24 protein-coding genes are annotated in these 26,289 nt (G+C 67.8%); 10 read left to right on the top strand and 14 right to left on the bottom strand.

Going from position 1 to position 26,289, the window contains the following annotated elements:
• Positions 1-26 precede the first annotated feature (26 nt).
• Genes FOC84_RS22105 through FOC84_RS22095 form a run of 3 tightly spaced genes read right to left on the bottom strand, consistent with a single transcriptional unit; the run spans position 27 to position 3,542 of the window.
• A complete protein-coding gene (locus FOC84_RS22105; protein WP_173146319.1) occupies positions 27-1,223 on the bottom strand; it encodes a thiolase family protein in 1,197 nt (398 codons plus the stop codon).
• A 60-nt stretch (positions 1,224-1,283) separates the two neighbouring features.
• Positions 1,284-2,354, bottom strand: a complete 1,071-nt coding sequence (locus FOC84_RS22100; RefSeq protein WP_173146318.1) for an acyl-CoA dehydrogenase family protein — start codon at positions 2,352-2,354, stop codon at positions 1,284-1,286.
• A gap of 27 nt (positions 2,355-2,381) precedes the next feature.
• Positions 2,382-3,542, bottom strand: a complete 1,161-nt coding sequence (locus FOC84_RS22095; protein WP_173146317.1) for an acyl-CoA dehydrogenase family protein — start codon at positions 3,540-3,542, stop codon at positions 2,382-2,384.
• Positions 3,543-3,741: 199 nt separating this feature from the next.
• Between FOC84_RS22095 and FOC84_RS22090 the strand changes: the two genes are divergently transcribed.
• The gene (locus FOC84_RS22090) at positions 3,742-4,659 is read left to right on the top strand and encodes a LysR family transcriptional regulator (protein ID WP_173146316.1); all 918 of its coding nucleotides are present in this window, start codon (positions 3,742-3,744) and stop codon (positions 4,657-4,659) included.
• Positions 4,660-4,675: 16 nt separating this feature from the next.
• On the opposite strand, the gene FOC84_RS22085 is transcribed toward FOC84_RS22090, so the two are convergent.
• The 6 genes from FOC84_RS22085 to FOC84_RS22060 form a co-directional block, all read right to left on the bottom strand.
• Positions 4,676-5,647: a Bug family tripartite tricarboxylate transporter substrate binding protein gene (locus FOC84_RS22085; protein WP_173146315.1), complete on the bottom strand. Its 972-nt coding sequence runs from the start codon at positions 5,645-5,647 to the stop codon at positions 4,676-4,678.
• Positions 5,648-5,710: 63 nt separating this feature from the next.
• Entirely contained in the window at positions 5,711-6,691 is a 981-nt protein-coding gene (locus tag FOC84_RS22080; RefSeq protein WP_173146314.1) for a Bug family tripartite tricarboxylate transporter substrate binding protein, read from the bottom strand.
• Positions 6,692-6,763: 72 nt separating this feature from the next.
• Positions 6,764-7,549, bottom strand: a complete 786-nt coding sequence (locus FOC84_RS22075) for a crotonase/enoyl-CoA hydratase family protein (RefSeq protein ID WP_173146313.1) — start codon at positions 7,547-7,549, stop codon at positions 6,764-6,766.
• Positions 7,542-8,777 (bottom strand): CaiB/BaiF CoA transferase family protein, encoded by a 1,236-nt coding sequence (locus FOC84_RS22070; RefSeq protein WP_173146312.1) that lies wholly within the window; start codon positions 8,775-8,777, stop codon positions 7,542-7,544. The genes FOC84_RS22075 and FOC84_RS22070 overlap by 8 nt, the downstream gene beginning before the upstream one ends.
• A 206-nt stretch (positions 8,778-8,983) precedes the next feature.
• Positions 8,984-9,967: a Bug family tripartite tricarboxylate transporter substrate binding protein gene (locus FOC84_RS22065; RefSeq protein WP_173146311.1), complete on the bottom strand. Its 984-nt coding sequence runs from the start codon at positions 9,965-9,967 to the stop codon at positions 8,984-8,986.
• Between the two features lie 76 nt (positions 9,968-10,043).
• Entirely contained in the window at positions 10,044-11,048 is a 1,005-nt protein-coding gene (locus FOC84_RS22060) for a LysR family transcriptional regulator (protein WP_173146310.1), read from the bottom strand.
• A gap of 348 nt (positions 11,049-11,396) precedes the next feature.
• Between FOC84_RS22060 and FOC84_RS22055 the strand changes: the two genes are divergently transcribed.
• From FOC84_RS22055 to FOC84_RS22015, 9 genes are all read left to right on the top strand, one after another.
• On the top strand, positions 11,397-12,314 hold the full coding sequence (locus FOC84_RS22055) for an SDR family NAD(P)-dependent oxidoreductase (protein WP_173146309.1): 918 nt from the start codon (positions 11,397-11,399) through the stop codon (positions 12,312-12,314).
• A gap of 8 nt (positions 12,315-12,322) precedes the next feature.
• The gene (locus FOC84_RS22050) at positions 12,323-13,198 is read left to right on the top strand and encodes a MaoC family dehydratase (protein ID WP_173146308.1); all 876 of its coding nucleotides are present in this window, start codon (positions 12,323-12,325) and stop codon (positions 13,196-13,198) included.
• The gene (locus FOC84_RS22045; RefSeq protein WP_173146307.1) at positions 13,195-14,667 is read left to right on the top strand and encodes a 3-oxoacyl-[acyl-carrier-protein] synthase III C-terminal domain-containing protein; all 1,473 of its coding nucleotides are present in this window, start codon (positions 13,195-13,197) and stop codon (positions 14,665-14,667) included. Before FOC84_RS22050 ends, FOC84_RS22045 begins: the two co-directional genes overlap by 4 nt.
• Entirely contained in the window at positions 14,648-15,853 is a 1,206-nt protein-coding gene (locus FOC84_RS22040; protein ID WP_173146306.1) for an acetyl-CoA acetyltransferase, read from the top strand. Before FOC84_RS22045 ends, FOC84_RS22040 begins: the two co-directional genes overlap by 20 nt.
• Before the next feature lie 40 nt (positions 15,854-15,893).
• A complete protein-coding gene (locus FOC84_RS22035) occupies positions 15,894-17,045 on the top strand; it encodes an acyl-CoA dehydrogenase family protein (protein WP_173150331.1) in 1,152 nt (383 codons plus the stop codon).
• Entirely contained in the window at positions 17,042-18,259 is a 1,218-nt protein-coding gene (locus FOC84_RS22030) for a CaiB/BaiF CoA transferase family protein (protein ID WP_254241737.1), read from the top strand. The genes FOC84_RS22035 and FOC84_RS22030 overlap by 4 nt, the downstream gene beginning before the upstream one ends.
• 29 nt (positions 18,260-18,288) lie before the next feature.
• Positions 18,289-19,269, top strand: a complete 981-nt coding sequence (locus tag FOC84_RS22025; RefSeq protein ID WP_173146305.1) for a Bug family tripartite tricarboxylate transporter substrate binding protein — start codon at positions 18,289-18,291, stop codon at positions 19,267-19,269.
• 118 nt (positions 19,270-19,387) lie between these two features.
• The gene (locus FOC84_RS22020; protein ID WP_217278774.1) at positions 19,388-20,842 is read left to right on the top strand and encodes an NfeD family protein; all 1,455 of its coding nucleotides are present in this window, start codon (positions 19,388-19,390) and stop codon (positions 20,840-20,842) included.
• A gap of 45 nt (positions 20,843-20,887) precedes the next feature.
• Positions 20,888-21,670 (top strand): slipin family protein, encoded by a 783-nt coding sequence (locus FOC84_RS22015; RefSeq protein WP_173146304.1) that lies wholly within the window; start codon positions 20,888-20,890, stop codon positions 21,668-21,670.
• 19 nt (positions 21,671-21,689) lie between these two features.
• Here the strand turns inward: FOC84_RS22015 and FOC84_RS22010 are convergent, their stop codons facing one another.
• From FOC84_RS22010 to FOC84_RS21990, 5 genes are read right to left on the bottom strand one after another with little or no spacing between them, the layout of a single operon-like run.
• A complete protein-coding gene (locus FOC84_RS22010; RefSeq protein ID WP_173146303.1) occupies positions 21,690-23,351 on the bottom strand; it encodes a long-chain-fatty-acid--CoA ligase in 1,662 nt (553 codons plus the stop codon).
• A gap of 39 nt (positions 23,352-23,390) precedes the next feature.
• Positions 23,391-24,545 carry an acyl-CoA dehydrogenase family protein gene (locus FOC84_RS22005; RefSeq protein WP_173146302.1) on the bottom strand — a complete coding sequence of 385 codons (1,155 nt, stop codon included), beginning with the start codon at positions 24,543-24,545 and terminating at the stop codon, positions 23,391-23,393.
• Between the two features lie 16 nt (positions 24,546-24,561).
• Positions 24,562-25,386, bottom strand: a complete 825-nt coding sequence (locus FOC84_RS22000; protein ID WP_173146301.1) for an SDR family NAD(P)-dependent oxidoreductase — start codon at positions 25,384-25,386, stop codon at positions 24,562-24,564.
• Between the two features lie 20 nt (positions 25,387-25,406).
• Positions 25,407-25,826 (bottom strand): MaoC family dehydratase, encoded by a 420-nt coding sequence (locus FOC84_RS21995; protein ID WP_173146300.1) that lies wholly within the window; start codon positions 25,824-25,826, stop codon positions 25,407-25,409.
• A gap of 10 nt (positions 25,827-25,836) precedes the next feature.
• Positions 25,837-26,280: a MaoC family dehydratase N-terminal domain-containing protein gene (locus FOC84_RS21990; RefSeq protein WP_088159518.1), complete on the bottom strand. Its 444-nt coding sequence runs from the start codon at positions 26,278-26,280 to the stop codon at positions 25,837-25,839.
• Between the last annotated feature and the right edge of the window lie 9 nt (positions 26,281-26,289).

The raw sequence follows: 26,289 nt of genomic DNA, 5'->3' as shown, positions 1-26,289 counted from the left end.
GTCATGGCGGCGCATGCGCCGCCGGATCAAAGCAATTCGATGGCGATGGCCGTGGCTTCGCCTCCGCCCAGGCACAGGCTGGCCACCCCACGGCGCAGGCCGCGCCGCTCGAGCGAATGCAGCAGCGTAACGATGATGCGCGCGCCGGTGGCGCCCACCGGATGCCCCAGCGCGCAGGCGCCCCCTTCGACGTTGACCCGCTCGGCGGGCAGGCCCAGGTCGCGCAGCGCGATGAGGGCGACCACTGCGAAGGCTTCGTTGATTTCGTACAGGTCCACCGAGTCGCGGCTCCAGCCCACCCGGTCGAGCAGGCGCGCGATGGCGTGCACTGGCGCGACCGGGAACTGCCCCGGCGCCAGGGCCGCGGCGGCATGCCCGACGATGCGTGCGCGCGGCTTAAGTCCCAGCGCCGCCGCCTGGCCATGCCGCGTCAGCGCCAGCGCGGCCGCGCCATCCGAGATCGAGGATGCGTTGCCGGCCGTGACCGTGCCGTCCGTGGAGAACACCGGTTTCAGACTGGCCAGCCGCGTGGCATCGCACAGGCCTGGCGTCTCGTCGTCGGCAACGAGCGCGCCTGGCGCTACGCCGCGACGGACCCGCGCCGCGATGGGTGCAATCTCGGCCGCGAATGCCCCCGAGGCGATGTTGCCCTGAGCCCGCAATACGCTCTGCTCCGCATAGACGTCCTGTTGGGCGCGGCTGAAACCATGCTCGCGCGCGGCCAGATCGGCGTAGTGTCCCATCAGATGGCCTTCGTAGGCGTCCTGCAGGCCATCGCGGTACATATGGTCCAGCAACTGCCCGTCGCCCAGCCGATATCCCTGGCGCGCCCGGGGTATCAGATGCGGCGCGTTGCTCATCGATTCCATCCCGCCGGCCAGCACCAGGTCCGCCGATCCGGCGCACAGGATGTCATGCGCCAAAGTCACGGCTTTCATGCCCGAGCCGCACATCTTGCTGAGCGTGGTCGCCTGCACCGTGGTTGACAGCCCCGCGCCCAGCACGGCCTGGCGCGCGGGCGCCTGCCCCAGGCCGGCGAACAGGCAGCAGCCCATCAATGCCTCCTGGGCTGCATCGGACGACAAGCCCGCCTGACGCATTGCGGCAGCCAGCGCATGAGCGCCAAGCTGAGGCGCGGTGTAGTGGGACAAGGCCCCCTGGAAAGCGCCTATGGGCGTGCGCTGCGCGCCGACGATGACGACGGGATCTGAACGCGTGGACATGAGTGAATACCTCGATTGCATAGGGGTTCGAAGAATGCGCAGCCGTGGGTCCGCCGTGCGCTACGCGGCAACGCACGCCGAGCCGGCAACGCTGTCCGACGGCACGACCGCCATGACACCGCGCACGAAGTCCAGCAAGGTCGCGCTGTCGCCGGCCAGCAGTTGCCTGCCGATCAGGCTGGCGCATTCGTCTTCGCTCGTGCCGGTGGCGCGCCATTCATGCAGCCGCGTGGTGTAGATGCCCAGGGCCAGCTCTTCGGTGATCCCGATCGCCCCGTGTATCGCGTGCGCCAGGGCGCACACCATGGGGATGGCTTCGCATGCCCGCAGCCGCGCGCAGGCCGCAAGCGTGGCGTCGGGAAACATGGAGCCGCTGGCGCAAGCCAGCCGCGCCGCCATGGCGGTGGATGCCACCTGCTCCGCAAGCATGCTGATCTCCTGCTGGATCGCCTGGAACCGCCCCAGCGCCTTGCCGAATTGCTGACGCTCGCCAACAAAAGTGATGCAGCGGTCGAGCACCGCCTGCATTGCGCCGGCGATTCCTGCGGCGTCGGCGGCGTTGCGCCAGGCCTGCACGGCCGCGTCCGGCAAGGCGATGCGGCCAAGGACCGCCGGTGAGTCCGTCCATGCGGGCGCGGCGCTGGCGCGCGGCCGGAACAAGCCGGGGTCCGATGCGGCGGGCGCCGTCACCAGCAACAGGCAGCCGTCGCGCTGCACCAGCAGGGTGCGCGCCAGTCCGGCTCCAGGCGTCTGGACGCAGCGCAGGCCGCGCGGCCCCGGCAACGCCCGGGCCAGAGCGATCGGCCCCTCGGGCACGGTCTGGCCGCTGGTGCGCAACAAGGCGCGCGCGAGCATGGTGTCGGCCAGCGGGTACGGCAGCGCCAGGGCGCCGGCCGCCCGCAGCAAACCCTCGGCGTCCTCCAGCGACAACCCGGCGCCGCCCAGTTCCGCGGGCGTCAACGCGTCCACATAGCCGAGCGCATCGATGTCCTGCCATGTGCGCGCGGCAAGACCGCTTGCCTGGGCGCCGTCGCCGGCCGCCTCGATCTCGCGGACCCGCTCCAGCGCGCACAAGCCCGCCAAGGCGCGCGCAAATTCTTCGTACAGGTCTTGCTGCATGGATGCCGGCATGGGCCCTCCTTCAGGGTTCGATGGGCCTTAGCGCAGGCCGAGCTCGCGCGCGATGATGCCGCGCAGGATATGGCGGGTGCCGCCGCGCAGCGAAAAGGTCGGATTGATGAGCGTCAGGTAAGCCAGTGTGCGGGCAAGCGTCTCGTCAGGCGCCGGGCCGGCGTCCGCGCGCAAGGCCTGGCCTATCCATTCGGGCACGGCCTGTTCGAACTCCGTGCCCAGGTCCTTCACCAGCACGGCTGCAAGACTGGCGTCTGCCCCTTCGTTCAGGCGCTGCGTCACCGCCAGCGACATGGCCCGCAGTACCGCCAGCCGTCCGGCCAGGCGCCCCGCCAAGCGGATCTGCGCCTCATCCGGCGGGGACGCCCGGCGCAGATGCGCGAGCCAGCCGTCCATCAGCACCATGCTGGAATAGATCCGCTCCGGTCCGCTGCGTTCCAGCGCCAGCTCGGCCGTGACCTGCCGCCAGCCGCTGCCCTCTTCGCCCACCAGCGCGTCGCGCGGCAGGCGGACGTTGTCGAACAGGACTTCACAGAAATGCGCGTCTCCGGCGATGTCTCGGATCGGACGGATTTCGATGCCGGGCAAGGACAGGTCGAAGATCATCTGCGACAACCCTTTATGCCGGTCTTCCGGCACGCCCGAAGTGCGTACCAGTGCGCACATGTAATGCGAGCGATGGGCGTTGGTGGTCCAGATCTTGCGGCCGTTGAGTAGCCAGCCTTCGGCGTCGGGCGTGGCGCGCGTGCGCACGCTGGCGAGATCGGAGCCGGTGTCGGGCTCGCTCATGCCGATGGCGAAGAAGGCTTCGCCGCGGATGATGCGCGGCAGGTAGAAATCGCGCTGCGCTTGCGAGCCGTAACGCAGGATCAGCGGCGCGGTCTGGCGATCGGCGATCCAATGCGCCGACACCGGCGCACCCGCCGCGAGCAGTTCCTCGCTCAACACGAAGCGGGCGAAATTGCTGCGTCCCGCGCCGCCATAGGCGGCGGGCAAGGTCAGACCCAGCCATCCCTGCCGCGCCAGCGCGCGGCTGAACTCCGCGTCATAGCCCATCCAGGACCGCGCGCGAAGGTCCGCCGGCATGTCCTTCAGCGCCTCGCGCAGAAAGGCGCGCACGGATGGACGCAATGCCTCATCCTGCGCAGGAATCGCGGCAAGCCGCAGTGCCTCGTTGATAGCGCCCAATGTGATCCCCGGAACGCGCGGCGCCACGGCGCCGCCGCGCGCATTCCAATTTGCGAAAGTGCCGTGCAAACCCAGCCCGTAATGGTGCGCGCGGGCTTCATGGCAATCTACACGGGGGTCACATCACGGTCTAATATTAGATGTGGACCGGGTAATACATCACAAATATCGCGAGCCCGGCGCATCAAGGGAGACACCCGTGGAGCTACGCCAGCTCAAGCAGCTGTTGGTCCTGTCCGAGACGCTCAACTTTCATCGCGCCGCCGAGCGGCTGCACATGGCTCAGCCGCCCTTGTCGACCGCGATCAAGAAGCTGGAACAAGAGCTCGGAGTGCAGCTTTTCGATAGGTTGCCGGCCGGCCTGCAGCCCACGCCCGCCGGCCAGGTCGTGCTGCGGTATGCGCGCACCACCCTGTTCTATGCCGAAGAGATCCGCCGTGCGGCGAGGGAAGGCGCCAGCGGCGAACAAGGCGTCCTGAAGGTGGGCTTTGTCGGCTCGTCCACCTACTCGCTGATGCCACGGCTGCTGTCGGAGTTCCGCAAGGATTACCCGCGCGTCGACCTGATCATCGAAGAATCCACCACCGTCGATCTGCTGCGCCGCCTGGACGCGCACACGCTGGACGTGGCGCTGGTGCGGTTCCCGGTGCTCGAACCCACGGCCGCTCGCATCACCTTGCTGCAACCGGATCATCTGATGCTGGCAGTGCCAGCCGGCAGCCGCCATGCGCAGAGCGAGGATGTCGCGTTGAGCGATCTCGCGGAAGAACCGTTCATCGGCTATTCGCGCACGCATGTTCCAGGCATGCACGCGCTGGTCATGTATGCCTTCCAGCAGGCGGGCGTGGTGCCGCGCATTGCGCAGGAAGCGATCCAGGTGCAGACCATACTGAGCCTGGTCGAAAGCGGGCTAGGCGTGGCCATCGTGCCGGCGGTGGCCCGGCGGCAGGCGGGCAGCAATGTGCGCCTGGTGAATGTTTCGCAGCTGGCCGAAACCATCAAGGTAGGCATCGCCCTGGCGGTGCACCCGGACAACGCCACCCCGACCACCGCCAATTTCGTCGAGATGGCCTGCCGCCTGATGCGGCCGGAACCTGCGCCAGCCGCCTCCGCATGACAGGGCCTGTACGCGCCTACTCCTGCTGGATGTTGGCCAGCTTGGCGATGCGCCGCATGGACTCGAGTTCGTCCTTCTGAAACGCCGCCAGCGTCTCGGGACCGCCGACAAACGACTCGCCGCCAAGATTCGCCATGAACGCCCGGCCCTCCTCGCTGCGCACCAATGCCTGCACCGCATCCGACACCCGCGCCACAATGGCGGGATCGACCTTCGCGGGAAAAAATGCGGCCGTCCAGGCATAGGCTTCGTAGCCCTTGTTGCCGCTCTCCTGCATCGTCGGCACGTCCGGCAGATCCTTGATGCGCTTCGCGCTGGTCACGGCCAGCGGCCTCAGCTTGCCGCCGCGGATCAGCGGCAGCGCCGCGCTGACGTCAGCCAGGCTGTACTGCACCACGCCGCCCGCCAGATCCGCCAGGGCGGCCGACGTGCCCTTGTACGGCACATGCGTGGCCTTGATCCCGTTCTGCTCGTGGAACAGCTCCAACACCACCTGATAGGTCGCGGTTCCGCTCGCGAAGTTCAGCTTGCCAGGCGCTTCCCTGGCAGCCGCCACCAGCTCCGCCACGTTGCGGTAGGGTGAGTTGGCCGGCACCACCAGCACCATGGGAAAGCGCGCGATGGGCGCGACCGGGGAGAAATCCTTGATCGCGTCATACGGCAGATGCTTGAAGACGGCGGCGTTGGTCGTCATGGGCGAGTTGCTGGCCACGAACAGGGTGTAGCCGTCCGGTGCGGCGGTCGCCACGGCCTGGGCGGCGATGAAGCTGTTGGCGCCCGGCCGGTTCTCGACGATGAAAGGCTGCCCGAACTGCTCGGCCAGATGCTTGGACAGAAATCGCGCCGTCGTGTCGGCGCCGCTGCCGGGCGGCAACGATACGATGATCTTCACCGGATGCGAGGGATATTTTTCCGCGGCGCGGACGTTGCCGCCCAACGCCAGCGCCGCGCCCAGCATCGCCGTCATGGCCAGGATCCTGATATTCATGCTTGTCTCCGCAAGGCAGTTCCATTCATGGCCATGGCCAGGCGGCCATGGCGTTTGCCGTATTCACTCAGGCTGTATGCCCGCCATTCTTACCGCATCGCCCCAACGCCGGACCTCCTGTCCGAGGTATGCCTCGAACTCGGCCGGCGAGGAGCTGCGCAGGTCTACCCCCTGCGCCGTAAACGGTCCGGCGATGGCCGGATCACGCACCGCCGCAGCCACCGCCTGGTTCAGACGCTGGATCACCGGCTGCGGTGTGGCCGCAGGCGCCAGCACACCCTGCCAGGTGCTCATCGTAAGGTCTTGCAAACCGGCTTCGCGCAGCGTCGGCACCTGCGGCAACGCGGGCGACCGCTCGGCGCCGGTCACGGCCAGCGCCCTGACCCTGCCGTCGCGGATGTAGGGCAGCGCCGAGCTTATCGCGTCCACCATGAACTGCACCTGGCCGCCCAGCATCGCCACCATGGCCGGATTGGTGCCCTTGTACGGAATGCCCACGGCGCGCGTGCCGGTGGCATGCAGGAACAGCGCCACACTCAAATGCGTGATGTTACCGACGCCGCCGGTCCCGTAGCTGAGCGCATCGGGACGCGCCTTGAGGTAGGCGATGAATTCCTTGGTGTCCCTGGGCGGCAAGGCATTGGTCGTCATGAGCACCAGCGGGATCGAGGCCGTCAGCCCCACCGGCGCGAAATCGCGCAACGGGTCATAGGGCAGCTGCCGGTAAAGCGCGGGGCTGATCGCCAGGCCCGACGAGTGGTACAGCAGGGTGTATCCGTCGGGCCGCGCGCGCGCCACGGTTTCACCGGCGATGTTGCCGCTGGCTCCGGTCTTGTTCTCGACGATCACGGGCTGGCCCAGCTGGCGTGCCACGTGCTGCGCCACGGCCCGGGCCAGCACATCGGTCGGGCCGCCTGCCGCGTAGGGCAGGATCAGCCGCAAGGGCTGCGCCGGCCACGCCGCCGGACTCGCGCTGGCGCGCGCCAGCGACAAGCCGGCCAGCGCGCCCAAAGCGGCCACCAGCGTTCTTCTCCTTGTCTGCATGGATCTCCTCCTTATGTCGCCTCGTTGTCGGTTGCGCGTCGGCGAGGCTGCCGTGGTCAAGGCCGAAACGCCTCAGCCGCGCGTCTTGTCCAGATATGCGTCCAGGGCACTGGCGTGCTCCTGCGTGTGATGCGCCAACGCCTGGAAGCCGGCCGATAATTCCAGCAGGGTATCCAGCCGGGTGTGCTGGCCTTCACGCAACAAGCGCTTGGTCAGGCGCAGCGCATGGCCGGAATGCTGGGCGATCTCCCGTGCCAAGGCCATCGCGGCCGGCAGCAGCGCCTCCTGGCTGAGCACCTGCGAGACCAGCCCCATGTCGAGCGCCTGCGCGGCATCCACGCTGCGGCCGGTGAACGCCAGCTCGCAGGCGCGCGACATGCCGACCACCCGCGGCAGCAGCCAGGCGCCGCCGTCTCCCGGCGTCAGGCCCAGCTTGATGAAGCTCTCGGCGAAGCGCGCCTCCTCGGCGGCCAGACGCATGTCGCACATGCACGCCAGGTCGCAGCCCGCGCCGATCGCCGGCCCATTGACCGCGGCGATCGTCGGCACTTCCAGATTGCATAGGGCCAGCGGCACGCGCTGGATGCCGTCGCGGTAGGCCTGCCGGCTGCGCACCGGCTCGCCCAGGCCGGCGCCAACCGCCGCGGACAAGGTCTTGAGATTGCCCCCGGAAGAGAACACGCCATGCGCGCCGGTAAGCACCACGGCGCGCACCGACATGTCCGCGTTGATCTCGGCGCAGGCATCGACCAGCGCGTTGATCGCATCGGGATCGGACAGCGCATTGCGCGTTGCCGCGCGGTTCATGGTCAGGACCAGCACGGCGCCGTGGCGCTCGCGTTTCAGGAAATCAGTCATGGCCGGCTCCGGTCGCGGCGGCAAGCTCGGCCGCCATCAAAGTCACGCCATCCCGCAGCAGCGCGACAATGGCTTCATCCTGGTAGCCGGCCTCTTTCAGCACTTCGACGCTGTGCTCGCCCAGCCGCGGCGCCGGGCGCGACGGGTCGGGCGGCGTGCCGGACCAGCGCGACGGCACCGCCATGGTGCGCAGCTTGCCCTCGCTGGGATGCTCGACCGTGTTGAAGAATCCGACAGCCTCCAGTTGCGGATCGCGCAGCAGCGACTCCACGGTGTGCATGGGCATGGCCGGAATATCGGCCTGCTCGAACGCCGCCAGCCAGTCCTCGGTCGTGCGCTTGGCGATCTCGTCCGACACCAGGCGATAGATCGCATGGATATGCTGGGTGCGGGTGCCTATGTCCCGGAATCTGGGGTCGGCGGACTCGCGGCCAGGCTGGCCGATCAGTTCAAAGAATGCCGCCCATTGCTTGTCCGCGTAGATCAGCACGCAGATGTACCCGTTCAGCGTGGCATAGGGGCGCCGGTCCGCGTTCAGGATGCGCGGATATCCGGGAGGCCCCAGGGGCGGCTCGAAGGACTGGCCCGCCATGTGGTCGCCCAGAATCAGCTGCGCCATGGTCTCGAACATGGGCACGTCGATGGCCTGGCCCTGCCCTGTCCGGGCCCGGTGGTACAGGCCGGCGCTGACCGCGTTGGCCGCGCTGATGCCCACGATGCGGTCGGCGATGGCGCTGGGCGCGTACCGCGGCGTGTCGCCGCCAGCCTGGACCGACAGCGCCGGGATACCCACCGCGCCCTGGATCAGGTCGTCGTAGGCGGCGCGCGCCGCATAGGGACCGCGCTGGTCGTAGCCGTAGACGCCCACGTACAGGATCGCCGGATTGGCCTGCGCCAGCTCCTGGTAAGACAACCCCAGCCGCGCCATGGCCTGCGGCCGCACGTTGTAGATCAGGACGTCGCAGGTCGCCGCCAGCTTCAGCAGCGCTTCGCGGCCCGCGGGCCGCTTCAAGTCCAGCACGACGCTGCGCTTGCTGCGGTTGGCGTGCAGAAAGATTCCGCCCATGCCCGGGTGGCGCGCCGGCCCGATGCCACGCACGTTGTCGCCGGCCGGAGGTTCGACCTTGATCACGTCGGCGCCCAGGTCTCCCAGTATCTGCGTGGCGTAGGGGCCCATCAGCACCGTGGTGACATCGAGGATGCGCACGCCTTCCAACGGGCCGCTCATGCCCAGCTCCCCGAACGCCCTGCCCGCACGCGCATCCCGCGCGGCCCGGATACCCTGCAAGTACCACCTTCGAACATGACAGCTCCCATTCCAGAATGCCTTGCTGGACATCCTAGGTAAGAACTGCAAGCGTCGGAAATACTATATTTGGGTCAGCCGATACATCCAGAATATTGGCAGGGGATCACGGCCAAGCCGGCCCAGACTCACGGCAACGCGCCGCCGACCATGCGCGCCAGTTCTCCGTACCGTACCTTCTCGGCCTGTATTTCCCGGGAGAATTCCTTGCTCCCTATCCCCACCACCTCGCCGCCGCTCTGCTGGGCCAGTTGCGCCCGCAGCGCCGGATCATCCATGACCTGCCGCATCATGTCTTCAAGCTTGCCGGCTACCGCGGGGGGCGTCTTGGCGTGAATGGCGAAACCTATAAAAATGTATAGGGAGTAGCCGGGATAGCCGGATTCCTGCACCGTCGCCACGTCGGGCAGCAGCGGATGACGCCGGTCTCCCGCCACGGCCAGCGCCCGGATTTTCCCCGAGGCGACCAGGGGCGCGGCGCCGGCGATGTCTATCAACGCCAGGTCCACCGATCCCCCCACCACGTCCGCCACCGCTTGCGCGGCGCCCTTGTACGGGACATGGTTGAAATCCACGCCCGCGCGCTTGGCCAGGTCGAGCGCGCCCAGACGATAGCTGTTGCCGTAGGTGGCCAGGCTGACGCCGCCCTTGTCGCGGCGGGCTGCCGCGACGACATCGCCCAGGTTCTTGTAGGGCGAACTCACGGAGGCGACCAGCACGGCCACGTGGCGGGTCACGTTGAGCATCGGCAGCAGATCCTCGGGGCGGTAAGGCAAGTCCTTTACCAACAAGGGGTTGATCACCGTCGCGCTGGGGCTGATCAACACCACGGTGTAGCCGTCGGCGGGCGCGCTCAGCGCCACCTGCGTGCCTAGCGAAAGTTCGGCGCCGGGCCGGTTCTCGACCAGCGTGGACTGGCCTGCCACTTTGCGCAGGTGCTCGGCGAAGGTGCGCGTCATCGTATCGCCGCTGCTGCCGGGTCCGATGGGCACGATGAAACGTATGGGACGTGAAGGATAGGTATCGGCTTCGGCTCCTGCGGCCGGCATCGAAGCAAGCAGTGCGATGCAGGCGAGCACGGCAGCGCGCCACGCGGTTCTGGCAACGTACATGGTTTCGTCTCCTCGGGTTCTTGTGGCCTGTCACGATAGCGACAAGAACTCCGGCGTGCCATGCGGGAACCGACGATCAGCTATGCACGGTCTGAACAGCTGTCTGCCAGGCCTTGGCCCAGCGCGCCTCGCGCATCTGCGCGGCCTGCTGCAATCGGACGAAGTGCTCTCCCAGCACGGCGACCAGGCAACGCTCGACCGCAAGACTGGCCCGGTTGATGCGGTGCTTGGCGCCGGTCGCGCAGAAGGTATGCAGCGTAAGCGCCGGTTCGACGATGCGGGAAATCGCCAGATCGCCCTCGTCCAGGTAGTCCTCGATGCGATGCACCTGGGTGATGGCATGGCGGCCGCAGCGGCGCACGACTTCGCGGATCATGGCGCCGGAGTTGATCTCCAGTTCCGCGCGCAGCTCCAGCTGCATGTCGCGGGTGCGTTCACGCACCACGGCCTCCACGGGATTGGGCGAAGGCGGCATCACGATGGACAGGCCGTTCAACGCGGCCAGCGGCACGGTGGGGTCGCGCAACAGCGGCGAATCGCGCCGGCCCAGCAGCACCAGGTCGGATGAGAACAGGCGCTGCGCCTGGGCGGGCGGCTCGGCCTGGCAGCTGTTGAAAACGCCGATATCGAGTTTGCCGGCCGCCAGCCTGTCCATCACGTCGCGGCTGTAGCTTTCGTGTATGACCAGATGGATCCTGGGAAACTGGGACGTTATGCGGTTCACCAGCATCGACACCGGGCCTTCGGCGGCCCAGCGCGGCAAGGCAATCTCCACCGTGCCGGACGGCTGCTCATTGGTGGAGGACGCCAGCTCCAGGAAGCCGGTGGCGCCATCCAGCAAGCCCTGCGCCACGGGCAGCAGCGCCACGCCCAACTCGGTCAGCAGCACGCCGCGGCCAGTGCGGTTGAACAGGCGCCCGCCCAGCTGTTCCTCCAGTTCCAATACCCGCCGGCTCAGCATGGACTGCGAGCATCCCCGCAGCACCGCCGCCTGCGAAAAACTGCCTGACTCCGCCGTCGCGACGAAAGCGGACACGTTCTCGATCTTCAGCTCATCGGCTGCGCGGGCCACCAGTTTCACTTTCTGTCTCCTGCCAGGACGGGACAGCCTGCATTGAATTTTTTTTGATCATATCAGGGCGGATCGCGCCCGCGCGGCCTGGCGCGGCGCCTTGTCATGGCTGCTGCGTTGCGGCAAGCGCGCGCCGCCGGGCTTGTTCATCCATGTCGGATCGGGATCAACCCGAAGCCGGTCCGGGAGCATTCTTGCTGCCGCGCAGCACGGACCGGATCACGACGAATCGGCCTGAGCGTTGCCGATCCTGCATACCTGCCATCCGCTGCGCGTGCTTACCTCGCCCGCCCGCCATGCCTACAGTTGGCCCATCCCGATTCCGGGGTGTACGGATCAACCTGCCAAGGAGACGAAATGGCTGGAGTTCTTGAAGGGAAAGTCGTGCTGGTCACCGGCGCCGGCCGCGGCGTCGGCCGCGAAATCGCCCTGCTGGCGGCGCGCGAGGGCGCGGCCGTGGTGGTCAACGATCTGGGCGGCAGTCCGAACGGCGAAGGCCTGGGCACGCTGGATCCGGCGTCCGAGGTGGTCGCGGAAATCCGCCAGGCGGGCGGGCGCGCCGTCGCCAATGGCGACAGCGTATCCGACCCGGACGCGGCGGCGCGCATGGTGCAGGCCGCCGTCGACAGCTTCGGACGGCTGGACGGCGTGGTCAACAACGCCGGCATCCTGCGCGACCGGATGTTCCACAAGATGAGCAGCGTGGACTGGCAGCAGGTCATCGACGTGCATCTGCAAGGCGCCTACAACGTCAGCCGCGCCGCCGCCGCGATGTTCCGCGAGCAGCAGTCCGGCGCCTACGTGCACATGACCTCGGCCGCCGGCCTGGTGGGCAACATCGGCCAGGCCAACTACTCGGCGGCGAAGCTGGGCATTGTCGGGATCTCGCGCTCCATCGCGCTGGAAATGGAGCGCTGCAACGTGCGCTCGAACTGCGTGTCGCCTTGGGCCTGGAGCCGCCTCATCGGCACCCTGCCCGACGAAACCGAAGAGCAGAAGCGCCGGCTGGAACGCTTCAAGCAGATGACCGCCGACAAGATCGCCCCCATGGTGGTGTACCTGCTGTCGGATCTGGCCGCCGGCGTGAGCGGGCAGATCTTCGGCGTGCGCAAGAACGAAATCATGCTGTTCAGCCAGCCGCGGCCCGTGCGCAGCGTGCATCGCTCGGAAGGCTGGACCGTCGAGGCCATCGCCGAGCATGCGATGCCTGCGATGCAGCCCAGCCTGGTGCCGCTGGAAAGCGCGCGCGAGGCTTTCGCCTGGACTCCGGTATGAGGCCCGCCATGAGACTCGACCCCGACAAACTGATGCGGCGCCACTTCGAACCGGTGGAGCAGACCTACACCGCCAAGGACTCCATCCTGTACGCGCTGGGATTGGGCTTGGGCCGCGACCCGCTGGATGCGCGCGAACTGCCTTTCGTCTACGAGGAGCGGCAATTGGCGGTGCCGACCCAGGCCGCGGTGCTGGGCTACCCCGGCTTCTGGATGAAGGAACCGGACACCGGCATAGACTGGCGCCGCGTGCTGCACGCCAGCCAGTCGGTGCAGCTGCATCGTCCGCTGGAGCCTGCCGGCACCGTCATCGGCCGCACGCGGATCAAGGACATCCTTGACAAGGGACCGGACGTGGGCGCGCTTTTCTTCGTGGAGCGCACGCTGGAAGCGCGCGACGGCGCCCTGCTTGCCACCGTGGAACAGGCGGTGATGGCGCGCGGCAACGGCGGCTTCGGCGGCGCCAGCGGCCCATCACCAGCGCCGGCCAAGCTGCCGGAAAGCACGCCCGAACACGTCTGCGACCTGCCCACGCTGACATCCCAGGCCCTGCTCTACCGCCTGTCGGGCGACCTGAATCCGCTACATGCGGACCCCGAAGTCGCGCGCGCGGGCGGTTTCGAGCGGCCCATCCTGCATGGCCTTTGCTCCTATGGCATCGCCTGCCACGGGCTGCTGCGCATGCTGTGCGACTACGAGCCGGCCAGGCTCAAGCGCATCGACGTGCGCTTCAGCGCGCCGGTCTATCCCGGCGAGACCATCCGCGTCGAGGCCTGGGGCGCCAGCGGCGAGGTGCGTTTCCGCGCCACGGCGCTGGAGCGCCAGAAAGTGGTGCTGAACAATGGACTGGCCATCATCGACGCGGCGCAAGGAGCAGGCGCATGAGGGGCATACTTTCCTTCGGCGCCTACATTCCGCGCCTGCGCCTGCAGCGCGAGGCGATCGTGCGCAGCCATTCCTGGTACGACGCCTCGTTGACGGCGCATCGCTCTGGACAGCGCTCCATGTGCGGTTTCGACGAGGACGCCGTCACCATGGCGGTCGAAGCGGCGCGCGACTGCCTGCATGGACTCGATACCCCCGCCGTGAACGACCTGCTGCTGGCCTCGACCTCGTTGCCCTACGCCAGTCGGCTGAACGCCAGCATCGTGGCGCAGGCCTTGAACCTGGCCGAGGACATCGGCGCCATCGACGTCACGTCCTCGCAGCGCGGCGCCACCTCCGCCTTGATGCAGGCGCTGCGCGGAGGCGCTGGACGCAGCGCGCTGGTCGTGGCGAGCGACCGCCGCAAGGCCAAGGTGGCCAGCGTGCAGGAGCTGCTGTACGGCGATGCCGCGGGCGCGGTGCTGGTGGGCGACGGCGAGGCCATCGCCCAGCCCTTGGCGCTGGAGAGCCGCAGCATCGACATGGCCGACCACTATCGCGGTGCGGGGGCGGCCACCGACACCTATTGGGAAGAGCGCTGGATACGCGAGGAAGGACACAGCGCGCAGATTCCGCAGGCCATCTCGGCGGCGCTGCGCCAGGCCCGACTGGAACCTGGCCAAGTGGACACACTGTGCGTGGCGCTACCGCAAAAGGGCGCGGCGCAGCGGATCGCCAAGCTCGCCGGCATCGCCCCCGACCGCGTGCACGACACGCTGGCGGCCACGGTAGGCAACGCTGGCTGCGCCCATCCGCTGCTGATGCTGGCGCATGCGCTGGGCACGGCCGCCCCTGGGCAAGTGCTGGTGTTGGTCGCATTCGGCCAGGGGGTGGACGTGCTGGTCCTGCGCACCACCCCGGCCCTGGCCGCCCTGCCCGGCCGGCGGGGCGCGCAAGGCTGGTTGGCGCGCGGCAAGGCCGAGGACAACTACATGAAGTTCCTGGTGTTCAACGACCAGCTTCCGCTGGAACGCGGCATGCGCGCGGACAACGACAAACTCACGCCGCTCTCCGTCGAATACCGCAACCGCAAGGCGGTGCACGGTTTCGTCGGCGGACGTTGTGGCGCTTGCGGCACAGCCCAGTGGCCGCGCACCGACATCTGCGTCAATCCCGCCTGCGGCGCCAGCGGCAGGCAAGAGGACCTGCCGTTCGCCGAAACGCCGGCCAGGATCATGAGCTACACGGCGGACCGCCTGGCTTATTCCCCCGATCCGCCGGCCTGCTACGGCATGGTGCAGTTCGAAGGCGGAGGCCGCCTGATGATGGACTACACCGACATGGACGAAGGCGAGCTGGCGGTCGGCCTTGCGCTGCGCATGAGCTTTCGGATCAAGGCGCATGACGCCGCGCGCGGCTACACCCGATATTTCTGGAAGGCAACGGTCGCCGACCCCAAGGAGCACAGGCATGGCAACAGGAATTCGTGACAAGGTGGTGATCCTGGGGATGGGCTGCTCGCACTTTGGCGAGCGCTGGGATCGCAGCGCCGAGAATCTGGCGGTGGAGGCCTTCAGCGAATGCCTGCTGGACGCCGGGATAAGCAAGGACCAGATCCAGGCGGCATGGCTGGGCACCGGCATCGAAACGCAGCACCTGGGCAGCGGCGGCGTGCCGCTGGGCATCGCCCTGAGACTGCCCAACATCCCCGTCTCGCGGGTCGAGAACTTCTGCGCATCCGGCTCGGAAGCGCTGCGCGGCGCCGCCTACGCGGTGGCGTCCGGGGCCTGCGACTTCGCGCTGGCCTTCGGCGTGGAGAAGCTCAAGGACACCGGCTACGGTGGTCTGCCCCAACGTCCGCGCGGTCCGCTCAACGACATCGTGTGGCCAAACATCAGCGCGCCCGGCTCGTTCGCGCAGCTAGCCAGCGCCTACCGCGCCAAGCACGGCGTCGATGCCCGCGACCTGAAGCGCGCCATCGCCCATATCTCCGTGAAAAGCCACGCCAACGCCGGCCGCAATCCCAAGGCCCATCTACGCAATCCGATCAGCATGGACGACGCGATCAACGCGCCGATGATCGCCGAGCCGCTGGGCCTGTACGACTGCTGCGGCGTTTCGGACGGCGCCGCTTGCGCGATATTGACCACGCCAGACATCGCGCGGGGCCTGGGCAAGCGCGACCTGGTGGCCATCAAGGCGCTCCAGCTGGCGGTATCCAGCGGCAGCGAAGCCGGCCACGACAGCTGGGACGGCAGCTATTTCCAGACCACGCGGGTGGCGTCGGCCCGCGCCTACGAAGAGGCCGGCATAGAACGGCCGCGCCAGCAGATCGACCTGCTGGAAGTGCATGACTGCTTTTCCATCACCGAACTGGTGACGATGGAGGACATGCACATCTCGGCCGAAGGCCGTGGCGCCCATGACGTGCTGGACGGATTCTATGACGCGGACGGCACGATCCCCTGCCAGATCGACGGCGGTCTCAAGTGCTTTGGCCATCCCATCGGCGCGACCGGACTGCGCATGGCCTATGAGATGTACCTGCAGATGCTGGGGCGCGCCGGCGCCCGTCAGCGCGCCGACAACCCTGCCCTGGGCGTAATCCACAACCTGGGCGGCTTTCCCTGGCAGAACGTGTGCAGCGTCTCGGTGCTGGGCAAGTACGGCGCCTGAACGGCGCCGCATCTGAAAAATAAGGAGAAACAACGTGTTGATGGACGAATACCAATCCCCCTGGCACACGCCAGAGATCGAACAGTTCCAGCACACCGCCCGCCGCTACTGGACCGCCGAACTGCTGCCGCGCCTGCCGGCCTGGGAGGCGCAGGGCCACATCGACCGCGAGGTCTGGAACCAGCTCGGCGCGATGGGCTTCCTGTTGGCGGATCTGCCGTCGGAGCACGGCGGCGGCGACGGCGACTACGCCCATTTGGCGGCGCTGGTGGAAGTCAGCGCGGAGTGCGGCTTCGGCCCCGGTTTCGGCCCGCACTATATCGTCGGCCACTACCTGCACCACTACGGCAGCGAGGAGCAGAAGCGGCGCTGGCTGCCGGGCATGGCCAGCGGCGACATCGTCGCATCCATCGGCATGACCGAGCCCGGCGCCGGCTCCGACCTGCAAGGCATCAGGACCCGCGCGCGGCGCGACGGCGACAGCTATGTAATCAGCGGTTCCAAGACCTTCAACACCAACGGCCTCCACGCCGATCTGGTGATGCTGGCGGTGAAGACCGACGCCAGCCTGGGCGCCAAGGGCGTGTCGCTGCTGATGGTCGAAACCGGCGGGTTGGCGGGCTTTCGCCGCGGCGAGCCGCTGGACAAGATCGGGCTCAAGGCGCAGGACACCGTGGAGCTCTTCTTCGATGAGGCCCGAGTGCCCGCCGCCAACCTGCTGGGCGTCGGGGAAGGCCGGGGATTCGCCCAGATGATGGCACAGCTGCCTTATGAGCGCCTGCTGATCGGCATACGCGCCGTCGGCAGCATCGAGCGGGCCTTGCGCCTGACGCTGGAGCACGTGCATCAGCGCCAGGCCTTCGGCCAGCCGCTGTTCAAGCTGCAGAACACCCGCTTCGAGTTCGCCGAGATGAAGACGGAAGCCACGCTGGCGCGGGTATTCATCGATCAGTGCATCGCCTGGCAGCAACAAGGGAAACTGGACGCCGCTACCGCCGCCATGGCGAAATGGTGGGGCACACAGAAGGAGTGCGAGACGGTCGACCGCTGCCTGCAGCTGTTCGGCGGCTATGGATTCATGCGCGAGTACCCCATCGCGCGCATGTACATGGATTCGCGCGGCCAGAAAATCTATGGCGGGGCCAACGAGGTGATGAAGGAGATCATCGCCCGCCAACTGGCGCCGCGATGATGACAGGACGCGACGCCACGACAGGCCCCCTGGCCGGGCTGAAGGTACTGGACATCGCCACCGTCCTCGCCGGCCCCTTCGCAGCCACGCTGCTCGCCGACTACGGCGCCGACGTGCTCAAGCTGGAGCTGCCGCGCAAGGGCGACGGCATGCGCGCATTTCCGCCGTTCAAGGATGGCAGAAGCATATGGTGGAAGACCGCCCAGCGCGGCAAGCGCTTCGCCACGCTGGATTTGCGCACACCGGAAGGCGCCGACATCTTCAAGCAGCTTCTGCCGCAGTTCGACGTGCTGATCGAGAACTTCCGGCCCGGCACGCTCGACCGCTGGGGCCTGACCAAGGAAGTGCTGTGGTCGCTGAAGCCGAACCTGGTGATTCTGCGCGTTACGGGTTTCGGCCAGTCCGGCCCATACTCTGAGCGGCCCGGCTTCGCGCGGATCTTCGAGGCCATGGGCGGGCTGACCACCGTCACCGGGCATGCCGAGGACGAACCCATGCACGCGGGCGTGCCGCTGGGCGACTCCATAGGCGGACTGTTCGGCGCCATCGGCATCCTCACGGCGCTATGGCCCCGCGCCCGCGACCCTGCCCGGCCCGGCGAAGAGATAGACCTTGCGTTGACGGAGTGCATCACCCGGCTGCTGGACTTCATGCCCGGGGTCTACCAGCAGCTTGGCACCGTGCCCGCCCGCAATGGCAACCGCAGCCCCTACTCCGCGCCTTCCGCGGTTTACCGGACGCGCGACAACCACTGGGTATCGATGGCGGGCTCGATCGACTCCATGTTCGCCAACAACTGCCGGGCCATCGGCCGGCCGGACCTGGCGCAAGACCCGCGCTACGCCAACAACGCCAGCCGGGTCCTGCATGAACAGGAATTGAACCGCGTCTTCATCGAGTGGTGTGCCGGACACGATCTGGACCAGGTCCTCGCCGCCTTCGAACAGGCCAACGGCACGCTGGCGCCGATCTACACCATCGAACAGGTGATCAAGGATCCCCACGTGGTGGCGCGCCGTTCCATCGTCGACGTCCCGGACCGCGATTTCGGCATGCTGCAGATGCCCAACGTCGTGCCCCGCTTCACCCGCGATCCCACGGAACCCAGGCATGCCGGCGCCGAACTGGGGCAGGACAACGTAGCTGTCTATGGCGAGCTGCTGGGACTGCCGCCAGACAGCATCGCCAAGCTGCGCGCGGCCGGCGTGATCTGAGTACTCGATATGCACAAGGGAGACAAGGAATGCAGAATGCCATCCGCCTGATCGCGTTCACGGCCGCCGCGCTGGCGGCGCTCGGCCCCGAGCCCGCCTTCGCGGCCGGCCCCTACCCCGACCAGCCGGTACGGCTGATCGTGCCCTACCCGGCGGGGGGAGCGGTCGACGGTGCCGCCCGCATCCTGGCCGAGCGCTTGAGCGCTATATGGAGCCAGGCCGTGATCGTCGAAAACCGCCCTGGCGCCTCCGGCCGCATCGGCCTGGCCTTGGCGGCCAAGAGCCCGCCCAGCCATACCCTGGTCGCCGCCACCAATTCCACCCTCAACGAACAGCTGACCCGCGGCCAGGACGGCGCTGCGCCGGCGGCAGCGGACCTGGTGCCCGTCTCCACCCTTTTCACCACGCCGGTCGCGCTGCTGGTCAACCGGCAGGCGGTTCCGGCAGAAAGCCTGGCGCAGTATGTCGAATTGGCGCGCGCCAAGCCCGGCGCCGTGAGCTTCGGCTCCAGCGGCGAGGGCACGAGCACTCATTTCTTCGGGGAGCTGCTCAAGCGCGAAAAGGACATCGACATCACCCATATACCCTTTGCGGGAGAAGGCCCCAATCTGAGCGGCCTGATAGGGGGACACGTAGGCAGCGCCTTCCTGAGCGCATCCGGCGCCACCAAGGCGGCCCAGACGGGCAAGACCCGTGTGCTGGCCGTCACCACGCCCAGAGGCTCCGCGCTGCTGCCCGGCGTACCCAGCTTCGACCAGCTGGGCATCGCCGGCCTGGACCGGGATACCTGGGTCGGTCTCTATGCGCCGCGCGGCACCCCTCAGCCCGTGGTCGACCGCATCACTACGGATGTCGCAACCGTGCTTGCAACGAGCGACGTGCGCGAGCGCTATGCGCAACTAGGCTTGGTCGCTGAAGGCGGCACGTCACGGGATCTCGCCGCAAGGATGGAGGACGACCGCCAGTACTGGGCCCGGGTTGTGCAACAGACGGGGATCACCCTGAGGTAGGCTTGCCAGCCGCGCTCTTCTTGCACAAGCCTCTGAATAAGCGGGCAAAAGTAGTACTCTGAACCTAGCAGCGCCGGCGCCCCGCCGCCCGGCGCCGCGCGTCGGAGGAAAGCAGCTCATGACCGCCCCGATCCTGAGCCTGATGTCCGGAATCTGTTCAATGCTGCGCAAGCTGCGCCGCGTGGCGGTGCTGTTGGCGGCAGCGGCGCTCAGCGCGGGCGGCGCAAGCGCGCAGCCGGCCGTTGGCCAGCCAACCGCCATCGTGCTATCCCTGGACGGCATCGTCGGCCCCGCCACGGCGGACTACCTGATCCGCGGCCTGGCGGCGGCGCATGAACAGGGCGCGGCGGCGGTCGTGCTGCGCATCGACACGCCCGGCGGCCTCGACGCGTCCATGCGCGACATCATCCGCGCCATTCTTGCGTCGCCGGTGCCGGTGCTTTCCTATGTGGCGCCCAATGGCGCGCGCGCCGCCAGCGCCGGCACCTACATCCTCTACGCCAGCCATGTCGCGGCCATGGCGCCGGCCACCAATCTAGGCGCCGCCACGCCCATTGCCCTGGGCGGCGGCCCTCCCCGGCCGGCCGACAGTCCCTCCGGGCCGGCCGACCCGCCAGGCAAGAAGCCCGGTGCGGATCCGGCGGACAAGCCCGCGCCGGCCGCCCCCAAGGACGCGGGCGAGGCCAAGGCCGTCAACGACGCCGTGGCCTACATCCGGTCGCTCGCCGCGCTGCGCGGCCGCAACGCCGACTGGGCGGAACAGGCCGTGCGCGCCGCCGCCAGCCTCACGGCCGGCGAAGCGCGCGCACAGAACGTGATCGACCTGATCGCCGACGACGTACCCGACTTGCTGGCCAAGGCGGACGGGCGCCGCGTCCGGGTCGGCAACGCCGAAACCGTCCTGCACACCAAGGACTTGCGCCTGCTGGCGCGCGAGCCGGACTGGCGCACCCAGATGCTCAGCGTGATTACCAATCCCAATCTGGCGCTGCTGCTGTTGATGGCGGGCGTGTATGGATTGATCTTCGAATTCATGAGTCCTGGCGCCCTGTTTCCAGGCATCTTTGGCGCCATCTGCCTGCTGATCGGCCTGTACGCCCTGGCGGCGTTGCCGCTGACCTATGCCGGGATCGCGCTGGTCCTGCTGGGAACCTCGCTCATGGTCGCGGAGATATTCGCGCCGACGCTGGGCGTTCTGGGCGTGGGCGGCGCGGTTTCGTTCGTGCTTGGCGCCGTGCTGCTGATCGACACGGAGTCAGCGGCGTTTGGCGTATCCGTGCCGATGGTGGCGGGGATCGCCGCAGCCAGCCTGGGAATGACCTTCCTGATCGGCCGCCTGGCCTTGCGCTCGCGCCGGGCCCCCATCGTCAGCGGGGCCGAGGCGCTGATCGGCCTGCGCATCAAGGTGTTGAGCTGGACGGGCGAGCAAGGCTATGTGGCGGCGGCGGGAGAACGCTGGCGGGCGGTGGGCCCGCCGGGCCTCGCGGCCGGCGACACCGTGGTCATCACCGCCGTCCGGGGCGTGACCTTGCAGGTTCAGGCGCCCCCCAGCCTGCCGCCGTCCGGACCATGACGCCCGCCCTGTCCACGGCGTAACCCTACCCAAGCGGAGTCTGCCATGTTGATGAACCTCGCCTTCTACGCCCCCATCCTGGTGCTGGCCGTCGCGCTGTTCGCCCTGTCGGTCCGCATCCTGCGCGAGTACGAGCGCGGCGTGATCTTCACGCTGGGCCGCTTTACCGGGGTCAAGGGTCCGGGGCTGATCCTGCTGATACCCGTGGTGCAGCAGATGGTGCGCGTGGACCAGCGCATGACCGTGTTCGACGTACCCAGCCAGGACGCGATCTCGCGCGACAACGTATCGGTCAAGGTGAATGCCGTCATCTACTTCCGCGTGATCGATCCGGAGCGTTCCGTGATCCAGGTGGAAAACTTCCGGCAGGCAACCAGCGAACTGGCGCAGACCACGCTGCGCTCGGTGCTGGGCAAGCATGATCTGGACGAATTGCTCTCGGAGCGCGACAAGGTGAACAATGCCGTACAGAGCATTCTTGACGCGCAGACCGACGCCTGGGGCATCAAGGTGGCGAACGTGGAAATCAAGCATATCGACCTGAACGAAGGCATGGTCCGCGTCATCGCCCGGCAGGCCGAGGCGGAGCGCGAGCGGCGCGCCAAGATCATCCATGCCGAAGGCGAAGAGCAGGCCGCGCAGATGCTGCTGAACGCGGCGCGCACGCTCTCGCAGCAGCCGGAAGCGATGCAGCTGCGCTATCTGAGCACGCTGGCCATGATCGGGGCGCAAAACAGCTCGACCATCGTCTTCCCCTTCCCCGTGGAGATCGGCCGCTTGCTCAAAGGGCTGGCGGAGAAAGGCCAGGAGCCGCCTGCCGGCCCCTGATCTTGCGGACACGCCCGCGCTAGGCCGCTGCCTTGCCGGCATCCTGCAGCTGCCGCCACAGGATCTTGCCAGTGCTGGACTTGGGCAGGACATCCACGAACTCCACGAGGCGCGGCGCCTTGTAGGCGGCCATGCGGGTCCGGGCCCAGGCGATCACCTCTTCCTCGCGCACGCTGCCGCGCGCCTCGTCACGCAATACCAGCAGGGCCTTCACCGTTTCGCCGCGGCAGGCGTCCGGCACGCCGATCACGCAGGCCTCGTGCACCGCCGGATGCTCGTACAGCGCGTTCTCCACTTCCGCCGGCCAAACCTTGTAGCCGGACGCATTGATCATGCGCTTCAAGCGGTCGGTCACGTAGAAATAGCCTTCTTCGTCCACGCGACCCAGGTCGCCGGTACGGAAGTAGCGCTGCCCGTCCAGCATGAAGAAGGCTTCGGCGTCGGCCTGCGGGTTGTTCCAGTACCCCAGCATGACCTGCGCGCCGCGCGTCACGAGTTCGCCGGTTTCGCCTTGCGGCAGCTCGGCCAGCGTGGCCGGGTCCACGATCCGCGTGTCCACGCCGAAGGTGGGCACGCCTACGCATCGGCGCTTGTTGCGGTCCAGCGGATTGCAGTGCAGGAACGAGGCTGTCTCGGTCAGGCCGTAGGCCTCGTTGTAGGTGATGCCGTAGCGCTTGGCCAGCATCGCCGCCACGGCCTCGGGCATGGGCGCTCCGCCGCCGCATAGCTGCGCCAGGCTGGACAGGTCCAGCGCTTCGATGCCCGGCTGCGCAAAGAAATCCACGATCATCGCGGGCGGCGCGGCCCAGACGCTGACGCGATGGCGCGCCATCAGCCGGCCGGCCACCTGGCGGTCCCAGCGCGGCAGCACCACCACGGTGGCGCCCAGCAGGATGGGCGTGTTCATGCAGCTCTGCATGCCCAGCAGGTGGAACATCGGCGCCACGCCCATGATCACGGCCTCGGAGGTCAGGCCGCGCCATAGCTGCGAACCGGCCAGCGACGCGCCCATCGTGCCGTGGGTATGGCGGCATCCCTTGGGCCGGCCGGTGGTGCCCGAGGTATAGGGCAACAGGCAGGGATCCTTCGCGCCGGCCCGGTGCGGCAGCGGCTGCGCATTGACCGCCAGCGCCCCGTACCAGGGCACGCCGCCGCGCACATCGGGCGCGCGCCTGGGCGCGACGACCCAATCTGGGGCATCAGGGGCCGCACCGTCCAGATAGTCGGAGTAGGTGTGGACGATGACACGCTCCAGGCGACCGTCCTGAGTGAAACCATCCAGTCGCGCGCACAGCTCCTGGGCGGCGAACGCCACGCGAGCGCCGCTGTCCTCCAGGTAGTGCGCCAATTCCTCCGCGGTGCTCATGACGTTCACCGGCACCACCACGGCATCGGCACGAAGGATCGCGTAATACGCAATCACGAATTGCGGACAGTTCTGGCTCAGCAGCAAGACGCGGTCGCCTGCCTGGACGCCCGCGCTGTGCTGCAGGTAACCGGCCATGGCGTCGACCTCGCGCTTCAAGCGCGCGTAGTCGAGCACGGCCTCGTAGAACACAATGGCGGGCTTGCCGGGATAGCGCGTGGCCGACGCCTCCAGGTTGAAGTACAGGCTGGACTGTGGCGGGCTGATTTCCTTCGGCAGCCCCTTGGGCCAGTACCGGTAGTGCGCTTGCTGCATCTTGTCTCCTCGAGCCTGTTCTGATTCTTTCCATGCGCCTCAGGCGGTCATGGCGCGCGCGATGATTTCCTTCATGATCTCGTTGGAGCCGCCGTAGATCTTGCCCACGCGCGCATCCGCGTACATCCTGGCTATCGGATACTCCAGCATATAACCGTAGCCGCCGTGCAATTGCAGGCATTCGTCGATTACCTGGCAATTCATCTGCGTGGTCCACCACTTGGCCATGGCCGAAGTGGACAGGTCCAGCGTGCCCGCCAGCTGGCGCTCGATGCAATCGTCGACAAAGCGCGCCGCAATGGTGGCGACCGTCTCGCACTCGGCCAGCTTGAAGCGCGTGTTCTGGAGTTCGATGAGCGCCTGGCCGAAGACCTGGCGCGTGCCGACGTAGGCCATGGTTTCCTCGATGGCGCGCCGCATCGTGGCCACCGCGCCCACCGCGATCAGCAAGCGTTCGCGCGGCAGCTGTTGCATCAGCTGGGCGAAGCCGCGGCCTTCGACACCGCCCAGGAGGCAGTCCTGGCCCACGCGCGCGCCGTCGAAGAACAGTTCCGCCGTGTCCAGGCTCTTCTGGCCCAGCTTCTCCAGCAGCCGCCCGCGCCTGAAACCCGCGAGGCCCTGCGTTTCCACCATGATCAGCGACACTCCCCTTGCCCCGGCCTGCGCGTCGGTCTTGGCCACCACGCAGACCAGGTCCGCATGCAGGCCGTTGGTGATGAAGGTCTTGGACCCATTGAGCACGTACTCGCCGCCTTCCTTGGCGGCGGTGGTGCGCACGCTCTTCAGGTCGGATCCGGCCCCGGGTTCGCTCATGGCGATCGCGCCGACCAGCTCGCCCGTGGCCATGCGCGGCAGCCAGCGCCGCTTCTGTTCCTCGGTGCCGTAGTTCAGGATGTAGTGCGCCAGGATGGCGCTGTGCACGTTGTTGCTGAAGCCGTGGACCATGGCGCGCGCCTGTTCCGCCGCCACGATGGCCTCGTGCGCGAAGCTGCCGCCGCCACCGCCATAGGCTTCGGGCATGCTCACGCACAACAGGCCCAGGCGGCCCGCCTTGTCCCAGACCTCGCGGTCCGCGTGCTGCTGCTTGCGCCAGCGTTCTTCATCCGGCACGAACTCTTTCTCGAAGAGGCGCCGTGTCGAATCCTGAAACAGCGTCAGGTCCGCGTCCATCCAGCCTTGGCGTGGCGTATCCATTGGATTCCCCCTGCGCTCAAGGACGGCCGCCGCCCACGACCAGGACCTGGCCGCTGACGTAGTTGGATTCGGGCAGGCAGAACAGGTACACCGCGCCCGCGGCTTCCGCCGGCGTGCCGGCGCGGCCTATGGGGATCAGGCTTTCGGCGTTCTTCAGGACCTGCGGATTGACCCCCACCTTGATCTGCCGGCCTTCGATGTCCAGCGTGGCATCGCCGTCGGCGGACGCTTCGGTCAGGCGCGTCTTGATCAGCCCGAAGGCCACGCTGTTGACGTTGACCTTGTAGCGGCCCCATTCCTTGGCCAAGGCGCGCGTCAGGCCATTGATGCCAGCCTTGGCGGCGGAGTAGTTCGCCTGGCCCGCATTGCCCATGACGCCGGAAGTGGAGGAGATATTCACGACCTTGCGGAACACTTCCTTGCCCTGCTCCGCTTCGGCCTTGGCCGCCACGCGGATGAAGCCGGACGCGGCGCGCAGGATGCGGAACGGCGCGGACAGGTGCACCGCCAGGATCGCGTCCCATTGTTCGTCCGTCATCTTCTGGATCACGTTGTCCCAGGTGTAGCCGGCGTTGTTGACGATGATGTCCAGGCCGCCGTAGGTGTTCACGGCCATGCCGACGAAACGTTCGGCGAAGCCCGCTTCGATCACGCTGCCGGCGCAAGCCTGGGCCTGGCCGCCGGCCTTGCGGATCAGCGCGACAGTTTCTTCCGCCGGCCCCGCGTCCAGGTCGTTCACCACCACGCTGGCGCCTTCACGCGCCAGCTTCAGCGCGATCTCCTGCCCGATGCCGCGTCCCGCGCCCGAGACCAGCGCCACCTTGCCTTCCAATGTGCCCATCGCTCTCTCCTGTTTCTGGTTTACTGAACCGCCAGCACCGCCACGCCGCTCAGGCGCAGTTCTCCGGTCTGGCTGCGTGCATGCAGTTCCACCCGCACCCGGGTTTCTCCGTTTGCGTGAAAGCGTTCCACTACGCTGCCGGAACAACGAACCTCGTCGCCCACGTGCGTGATCGCCACGAAGCGCAGGGCGTACTCGCGCAGCGCCGATTGCGGCGCCCAGTTCGTCAGCAGGCGGGCCAGATAGGCACCCGACAGCATGCCGTGGGCGAATACGTCGTCCATGCCCGCGGCGCGGGCGAAATCCAGGTCCACGTGTATCGGGTTGTGGTCGCCCGAGGCACCGCAGTACAGCGCCAACCCCAGCCGGCTGACCGGCCCGGCGGTAAAGCCGGGCAGCTCGTCGCCGGCCTTGGCGTCGCGATTCATTGCCGTAGTCATCCCGGTCTCCTCAGGCATTGCGCACGACGGTGGTCGCGCGCAGTTCGGCGACCAGGCGCCCGGCGGCGTCGGTCACCCGGGTTTCGCGCACCACGAACTCCAAGGCGCCGCCCTTCTTGGCGTAGATGTCGGCGATGCGCGGTTCGAAACGCAATTCGTCGCCTGCATGCGCCATGGCGTGATAGACGAAGCCCTGTTCGCCGTGCAGCACCCGCGCAATGTCGATGCCCAGCAGTTCACGCATGGCAGCGGGCCGCGGGCTGTCCATCTCCAGGCAGAAGAAGAAGGTCGGCGGCACCGGCAGTCCAGGGTGTCCGGCTGCGCGCGCGGCGGCCTCGTCGGTGTAGACCGGGTCGTCCTGGCCGGTGGCCTTGGCGAAGAAGCGCAGGCGGCCTGCCTCCACGGTCGCGTTGAACGCCGGCAAGGCGGCGCCGATATGGCTGGTGTCCAGCATGGCGTTCTC

The organism is Achromobacter pestifer, from assembly GCF_013267355.1.
Taxonomy (GTDB): Bacteria; Pseudomonadota; Gammaproteobacteria; order Burkholderiales; family Burkholderiaceae_B; genus Achromobacter; species Achromobacter pestifer_A.
This window is presented reverse-complemented; position numbering and strand designations above follow the sequence as displayed.

Excerpts from the sequence above, each read along its gene's own strand:
- FOC84_RS22045 (WP_173146307.1), top strand. The coding sequence starts at position 13,195 with ATGAGGGGCATACTTTCCTTCGGCGCCTACATTCCGCGCCTGCGCCTG.
- FOC84_RS22085 (WP_173146315.1), bottom strand. The coding sequence starts at position 5,647 with ATGAATATCAGGATCCTGGCCATGACGGCGATGCTGGGCGCGGCGCTG.
- FOC84_RS22050 (WP_173146308.1), top strand. The coding sequence starts at position 12,323 with ATGAGACTCGACCCCGACAAACTGATGCGGCGCCACTTCGAACCGGTG.
- FOC84_RS22040 (WP_173146306.1), top strand. The coding sequence starts at position 14,648 with ATGGCAACAGGAATTCGTGACAAGGTGGTGATCCTGGGGATGGGCTGC.
- FOC84_RS22035 (WP_173150331.1), top strand. The coding sequence starts at position 15,894 with ATGGACGAATACCAATCCCCCTGGCACACGCCAGAGATCGAACAGTTC.
- FOC84_RS22000 (WP_173146301.1), bottom strand. The coding sequence starts at position 25,386 with ATGGGCACATTGGAAGGCAAGGTGGCGCTGGTCTCGGGCGCGGGACGC.
- FOC84_RS22080 (WP_173146314.1), bottom strand. The coding sequence starts at position 6,691 with ATGCAGACAAGGAGAAGAACGCTGGTGGCCGCTTTGGGCGCGCTGGCC.
- FOC84_RS22075 (WP_173146313.1), bottom strand. The coding sequence starts at position 7,549 with ATGACTGATTTCCTGAAACGCGAGCGCCACGGCGCCGTGCTGGTCCTG.
- FOC84_RS21990 (WP_088159518.1), bottom strand. The coding sequence starts at position 26,280 with ATGCTGGACACCAGCCATATCGGCGCCGCCTTGCCGGCGTTCAACGCG.
- FOC84_RS22055 (WP_173146309.1), top strand. The coding sequence starts at position 11,397 with ATGGCTGGAGTTCTTGAAGGGAAAGTCGTGCTGGTCACCGGCGCCGGC.
- FOC84_RS22070 (WP_173146312.1), bottom strand. The coding sequence starts at position 8,777 with ATGAGCGGCCCGTTGGAAGGCGTGCGCATCCTCGATGTCACCACGGTG.
- FOC84_RS22105 (WP_173146319.1), bottom strand. The coding sequence starts at position 1,223 with ATGTCCACGCGTTCAGATCCCGTCGTCATCGTCGGCGCGCAGCGCACG.
- FOC84_RS22015 (WP_173146304.1), top strand. The coding sequence starts at position 20,888 with ATGTTGATGAACCTCGCCTTCTACGCCCCCATCCTGGTGCTGGCCGTC.
- FOC84_RS22020 (WP_217278774.1), top strand. The coding sequence starts at position 19,388 with ATGACCGCCCCGATCCTGAGCCTGATGTCCGGAATCTGTTCAATGCTG.
- FOC84_RS21995 (WP_173146300.1), bottom strand. The coding sequence starts at position 25,826 with ATGACTACGGCAATGAATCGCGACGCCAAGGCCGGCGACGAGCTGCCC.
- FOC84_RS22100 (WP_173146318.1), bottom strand. The coding sequence starts at position 2,354 with ATGCCGGCATCCATGCAGCAAGACCTGTACGAAGAATTTGCGCGCGCC.
- FOC84_RS22065 (WP_173146311.1), bottom strand. The coding sequence starts at position 9,967 with ATGTACGTTGCCAGAACCGCGTGGCGCGCTGCCGTGCTCGCCTGCATC.
- FOC84_RS22030 (WP_254241737.1), top strand. The coding sequence starts at position 17,042 with ATGATGACAGGACGCGACGCCACGACAGGCCCCCTGGCCGGGCTGAAG.
- FOC84_RS22005 (WP_173146302.1), bottom strand. The coding sequence starts at position 24,545 with ATGGATACGCCACGCCAAGGCTGGATGGACGCGGACCTGACGCTGTTT.
- FOC84_RS22025 (WP_173146305.1), top strand. The coding sequence starts at position 18,289 with ATGCAGAATGCCATCCGCCTGATCGCGTTCACGGCCGCCGCGCTGGCG.
- FOC84_RS22010 (WP_173146303.1), bottom strand. The coding sequence starts at position 23,351 with ATGCAGCAAGCGCACTACCGGTACTGGCCCAAGGGGCTGCCGAAGGAA.